Genomic DNA, 5,148 nt, shown 5'->3' with positions numbered 1-5,148 from the left:
ATTATAAAAAAATTGTCTATTTTAGCTATTATTAGTGAGCGGCGAAGAGAAGGCACTTCGCAAAGCCGCAAACGTTGCAAGAGATTTTAACCACCTAACAACATTTAAATTATGAAGAGAAATGTATTTTTAAAAGCCTATTTGACAAATGGGCTAGCACTTATTCTAGTATTGTTTTTATCAAATTGCCAAGTGGAAGAAGATGCCTTACAAGAAAATAATCAGACGGCTTCTGTAATTTATAAAGCCAAAATAGATGACTATTGGGGCAAATTAAAAAAAGGTGCTAATAATGAACAAGTATCGAAAATTGAAGAATTGTCGACTGCAATCGATATCAATAGTTTAAAAATATATGATTTAAGAACAACTGAAAAATTAGTGATTGCCGACGTAAAATCATTAAATGGCTTAGATGGAATTATTAAGGTTATTTTTTATCTAAATGGAGAAAAAATGGTGAGATCTAATATTGTAACTTTAAAAACCAATGAAACCAATAGTGATCACAATAAGATAATTCAATCTGTCGTAAATGCAGATAAGAAAGGATTTAACTATACAGGTGAAATCACTTTTTTGAGTCTTTCAAAAACAAAATTGCTATATGATAAATTTACTCAAGGCAATTTAATAGAAAATGCTACTTTAAGTGTTGCTCCAAATAATAAAAAATCTGGCAAAACACAAGGAAGCTGTACCCATTATTGGTGGGTAACTAGATATGGAGACCAAATCATTAGTGAAATTTATATGTTTTCAGTTTGTGATTGTAGTGGCGGAAGTGGCGGAGGTGGAGGTGATGAAGCTTTTAAAATGAGCAATTGCGATGGTGGTTCTGGGGTATTTTTGGGCGGCGGATCAAGTGCTCCATCAGCTTCAAGTAGACCTACTCCTCCTGCAAGTCCAGTCAATAATCAAATTTATCGTTATACAGATCCAGATGGAGCATGTACTGTATATAAATATAATAGTAGTCTAAATACTTGGGAAATTATAGAGGTAATCCTTCCTAATATTATAATTTCTAGAAACAAAGATAATTACGGTATTTTAGATTTTCAATGGCCTGTGAATAATCAAAAAGTGTTTGATTATTCTACCAATATTTTTTATACTTACGATGGAGGTTCTGATTCTTGGATTGGAATACCAGGTGAATCTCCAAGAGATCCTTGTGACGCAGCTAAATTAATAACAACGGATTCTAAAGACAGCAAGTTTTTATCTGCCAAAAGTAGTATCCTAGCTGCAAATGCTACATTAGAACATAGTATCACTCTAGGTAAAGACGTCAGTAATCAAATAACCCATGCACCTATGAATAATGGAGGAACAAATGATGTAAAAGTAAATGAAACTTGGGCTGGAGCTTTTGCATCTTTGCACAACCATCCGAACAATACACCATTATCAACTGGAGATATCTATAATGCTGTTACACTAAATAATAAAAACAGTAATTTTACTACTTCATTTGTTTTGATAGACGGAGAAACCTATGCAATTGTTGTTACAAATTTAGTAGAAGCAAATGCCTTTGTAACTGCTTATCCAGCAGATGTGTCACCTATATATCCACCTGAATTTCCTGATAAAATATTTTATGAAATTGAAGATGTAAAAAAAGTTACAGGATACAGCATTGAAGGAAAGACTGAAGCAATAGCCTTTGTTCTAGATAAATACAACTCGGGAATCACCTTAATGAAACAAGATAGTAATGGTGAATTTTATCCGCTGAAAAACACAGAAACAACATTATCTGATGGTACTAAAAATTATACTCCAACACCTTGTAATTAACAAATAAATCAACAAATATGAAAATTATATTAAAAACATTAATCCTATTCTTGTTCATAAACAGTAGCTGTAAAGCACAACAAATGGTACAGACACCTAACGATGCTCATAAATTAAAAATTAACGAACAGCAATTTATCAACAAACCTTTAAAGAATCTACTAAAAGAAATAAAACCTGAAATAAAAACTGCTAGTGCAGAAAACGGGTTTCCTTCATATTTTTCATTTAGTTTTATCGATTATGAAGAATTTAAAAACGGCAGGGCAATTGGTAAAAATCATTTAGGTATATATATATATGTAAAAGAGCAGATAGATTGGAATTTTGATAAAAGACCAATAGGAAAAGAATTAACATGGACAAAAGAAGACATCGAGAAATACGGCAATCTTACCGTAGTTCGAATTAAGGTTATTGGCAAAGACTAAAAAGCTTTTATCATAGTTTAAGAATACAACATCCAAATCACATAGGTTTGGATGTTTTTATAATTTAAAATACATCAATTTGTAGATGAAAAATATTGTAAAAACATTCGCAATCCTATTCTTGTCTGTTACCTATAGTTGTAATGCACAACAGTTAGTAGAAACCCCTAACGATGCCAATAAATTAAAAATAAACGAACAACAATTTATTAACAAGACGCTAAATAATCTCTTAAAAGAGATAAAACCTGAGATAAAATTTGCCTATGGAACAACCGAATATCCATCTTTTTTTTCTTTTAGGTTTATTAGTTCCGAAGAACAAAAACAACACAAAATAGGGAGAAAACTCATAGGCTTGTACGTTTATGTAAAAGAGCCTTTAGACTGGAAGTTTGAACAAAGACCCAAAGGCAAAGAATATCAGTGGACAAAAGAAGATTTAGAAAAATATGGTAACCTTACTGTAATTCGAATCAAAGTTATTGAACGAATAGAAGATTAAATATTTCAAAATTTCTTTTGGGTTTTAAACTAGAAAGGGATTGGTAATAATGAAAGTAACATGAAAAGCGTATTAAAAACATTCGCAATCCTATTCTTATTTGCAAACAATAGTTGTAAAGCACAACAAATGGTACAAACGCCTAACGATGTTTATAAATTAAAAGCAAATGAACAGCAATTTATTAACAAACCTTTAAAAAATCTCTTGAAAGAAATAAAACCTGAAATAAAGATTGCTTTTGGAACACTCGGTTATCCATCGTTTTTTTCTTTTAGGTTTATTAGCCGAGAAGAAATGAATCGAAAACCATTTGGCTCCAATACATTAGGTTTGTTTGTGTATGTAAAAGAGCCTGTTGATGAATGGGATAATAGTAAAAGGCCAAAAGAAATAGAATTTCAATGGACAAAAGAAGACGTAGAAAAATATGGTGATTTTACAGTAATTCGAATTAAGGTAATCGGTAAAGATTAAACAGACAAAGTTTTAATCTCGACTCGTTACTGAATGAAAATTCCTTTTTGGTCTAAAAACCAAAAAGGAATTACTAGTAATGAAAGAAACATGAAAAATATATTAAAAACATTCGCAATCCTGTTCCTATTTGCAAACAATAGTTGCAAAGCTCAACAAATGGTCCAAACAACAAAAGATGTATATTTATTAAAAATTAATGAACAACAATTTATTAACAAACCATTAAAGGATTTATTAAAAGAAATAAAACCAGAAATTAAAACAGCGGACGCCACTAATGATAATCCTTACTATTTTTCTTTTAAATTTAGAACATTAGAACAGCGAAAACAAAGCAAAGGAAGTCAAGAGGATAGCGTATCTCTATTTGTCTATGTAAAAACTCCAACTGATTGGAAATATGAAGAAAGACCAAAAGGAAAAGAATTACAATGGACAAAAGAAGATGAAGAAAAATATGGTAATCTCACTGTAATTAGAATTAAGGTAATTGGTAAAGATTAAACAAACAAAGTTTTAATTTCGACTCGTTACTGAATGAAAATTCCTTTTTGGTTCAAAAACCAAAAAGGAATTACTAGTAATGAAAGAAACATGAAAAATATATTAAAAACATTCGCAATCCTATTCCTATTTGCAAACAATAGTTGCAAAGCTCAACAAATGGTCCAAACGACAAAAGATGTATATTTATTAAAAACTAATGATCAACAATTCCTTAACAAGCCATTAAAAAACCTTTTGAGAGAAATAAAACCTAATATAAAATCTGTGTTAGGTATAAAAAAGTTGCTTTTGAAAGTATGAATACTAATAAAGAGATTGAACTTATTATTGAAAAATACAATAAAGCATATATTAAAGTATATGGATTTTCTGAGCCTATTTATTACCAAAATAAAAAATATATTGTTTTCATGATGCATACTTCATATATGGCTGGAGCAAGCACACGAATTATAATAATGGAAAAAATTAAAAGCAAATGGATTATGACACATGAAGGGTCAAATCCTAATATAATTAATTGTGTAATAAAAACCTCTTGCAACCGCCGTTTGGCAATATGGCGGAATTTGGCTTAATTTGAAGTTGGTTTTGTACTTGGAAAATTAGTCCTTAACCGAAAGTTTGGGCTTCCTTAATCCGCCACATCGCCAAGCGGCCAAACGTTAGCAGTAACTTTACAACATCGCATAAAATTAGAAATGGAAGAAAAAAAGTTTGTATTTAAAAGAAGTTTTAGTGATGGAGCCATCAGAGAACTTATACTTAATGAAAACTTTCTGAAGTTTGCAGACAAAGATTTTGAAAATCCATATACAATTTTTGAAAAGAATGAAATCAAGGATTATAGGTTTGGAATTCGTTGGATTCGATTTGAACTAACGTATGGAAGAGAATATCAAATCTATATTAGAAACGTCGAAAATCAAGTTATAAAATTAAGTTTCAAATCGTATTTTGGACGAAAAAAGCAAGAGTTACATAATCTTTACGTGGATGTTTTGGACGACTTATGGGAAAGGTATTTTAGTAATATCGTAGACGAATTACTCAAGAAATATGAAAACAATGAAGAGTTTTCGATTGCTGATGTTTACTTCAAAAAAGAAGGAATTGAACTTAATATAAGTGGAATCTTTAACCAAAAAAGAGTTGAAATAGTTTGGGAAAACATTAGAACAAAAGCCTATCATACATATTTCTCTATCTATTCAACAGAAAATCCAGCGGAATTAAATCGTGGATATAATTATAAAGAAGATTGGAATACAAATGTGTTGTATAGTGTTTTGCGCACAATTTTAAAGAGAAAAGGAATTAAAAAACATAAATAAAAGCTACTGCTAACATTTAGCAAACTAGGCGAGAAAAGCCCTTAGCAAGCCCCGAATTTGAAAGATTCCGGGGCTTTTCTTGTTT

The 5,148-nt window shown here is 30.4% G+C and carries 7 protein-coding genes; all 7 read left to right on the top strand.

Features of this window, described 5'->3' with window-relative positions; translation table 11 throughout:
• Positions 1–111: 111 nt before the first annotated feature.
• The 7 genes from DB891_RS17205 (at position 112) to DB891_RS17170 (ending at position 5,063) form a co-directional block, all read left to right on the top strand.
• Positions 112–1,806: a hypothetical protein gene (locus DB891_RS17205; RefSeq protein WP_116764811.1), complete on the top strand. Its 1,695-nt coding sequence runs from the start codon at positions 112–114 to the stop codon at positions 1,804–1,806.
• A gap of 17 nt (positions 1,807–1,823) precedes the next feature.
• The gene (locus tag DB891_RS17200) at positions 1,824–2,237 is read left to right on the top strand and encodes a hypothetical protein (RefSeq protein ID WP_116764810.1); all 414 of its coding nucleotides are present in this window, start codon (positions 1,824–1,826) and stop codon (positions 2,235–2,237) included.
• A gap of 85 nt (positions 2,238–2,322) precedes the next feature.
• On the top strand, positions 2,323–2,742 hold the full coding sequence (locus DB891_RS17195) for a hypothetical protein (RefSeq protein ID WP_116764809.1): 420 nt from the start codon (positions 2,323–2,325) through the stop codon (positions 2,740–2,742).
• 60 nt (positions 2,743–2,802) lie between these two features.
• Entirely contained in the window at positions 2,803–3,219 is a 417-nt protein-coding gene (locus DB891_RS17190; protein ID WP_116764808.1) for a hypothetical protein, read from the top strand.
• 33 nt (positions 3,220–3,252) lie between these two features.
• Complete coding sequence (locus DB891_RS17185; RefSeq protein ID WP_223256134.1) at positions 3,253–3,726, top strand: hypothetical protein; 474 nt, start codon at positions 3,253–3,255, stop codon at positions 3,724–3,726.
• A 299-nt stretch (positions 3,727–4,025) separates the two neighbouring features.
• Complete coding sequence (locus DB891_RS17175; RefSeq protein WP_116764806.1) at positions 4,026–4,307, top strand: hypothetical protein; 282 nt, start codon at positions 4,026–4,028, stop codon at positions 4,305–4,307.
• 123 nt (positions 4,308–4,430) lie between these two features.
• Positions 4,431–5,063: a hypothetical protein gene (locus tag DB891_RS17170; protein ID WP_116764805.1), complete on the top strand. Its 633-nt coding sequence runs from the start codon at positions 4,431–4,433 to the stop codon at positions 5,061–5,063.
• The last annotated feature ends 85 nt before the right edge of the window (positions 5,064–5,148 follow it).

Origin of the sequence: Flavobacterium laiguense, from assembly GCF_003097655.1 — a bacterium.
GTDB classification, from domain to species: domain Bacteria; phylum Bacteroidota; class Bacteroidia; order Flavobacteriales; family Flavobacteriaceae; genus Flavobacterium; species Flavobacterium laiguense.
This window is presented reverse-complemented; position numbering and strand designations above follow the sequence as displayed.

Excerpts from the sequence above, each read along its gene's own strand:
- DB891_RS17205 (WP_116764811.1), top strand. The coding sequence starts at position 112 with ATGAAGAGAAATGTATTTTTAAAAGCCTATTTGACAAATGGGCTAGCA.
- DB891_RS17200 (WP_116764810.1), top strand. The coding sequence starts at position 1,824 with ATGAAAATTATATTAAAAACATTAATCCTATTCTTGTTCATAAACAGT.
- DB891_RS17195 (WP_116764809.1), top strand. The coding sequence starts at position 2,323 with ATGAAAAATATTGTAAAAACATTCGCAATCCTATTCTTGTCTGTTACC.
- DB891_RS17190 (WP_116764808.1), top strand. The coding sequence starts at position 2,803 with ATGAAAAGCGTATTAAAAACATTCGCAATCCTATTCTTATTTGCAAAC.
- DB891_RS17185 (WP_223256134.1), top strand. The coding sequence starts at position 3,253 with ATGAAAATTCCTTTTTGGTCTAAAAACCAAAAAGGAATTACTAGTAAT.
- DB891_RS17175 (WP_116764806.1), top strand. The coding sequence starts at position 4,026 with ATGAATACTAATAAAGAGATTGAACTTATTATTGAAAAATACAATAAA.
- DB891_RS17170 (WP_116764805.1), top strand. The coding sequence starts at position 4,431 with ATGGAAGAAAAAAAGTTTGTATTTAAAAGAAGTTTTAGTGATGGAGCC.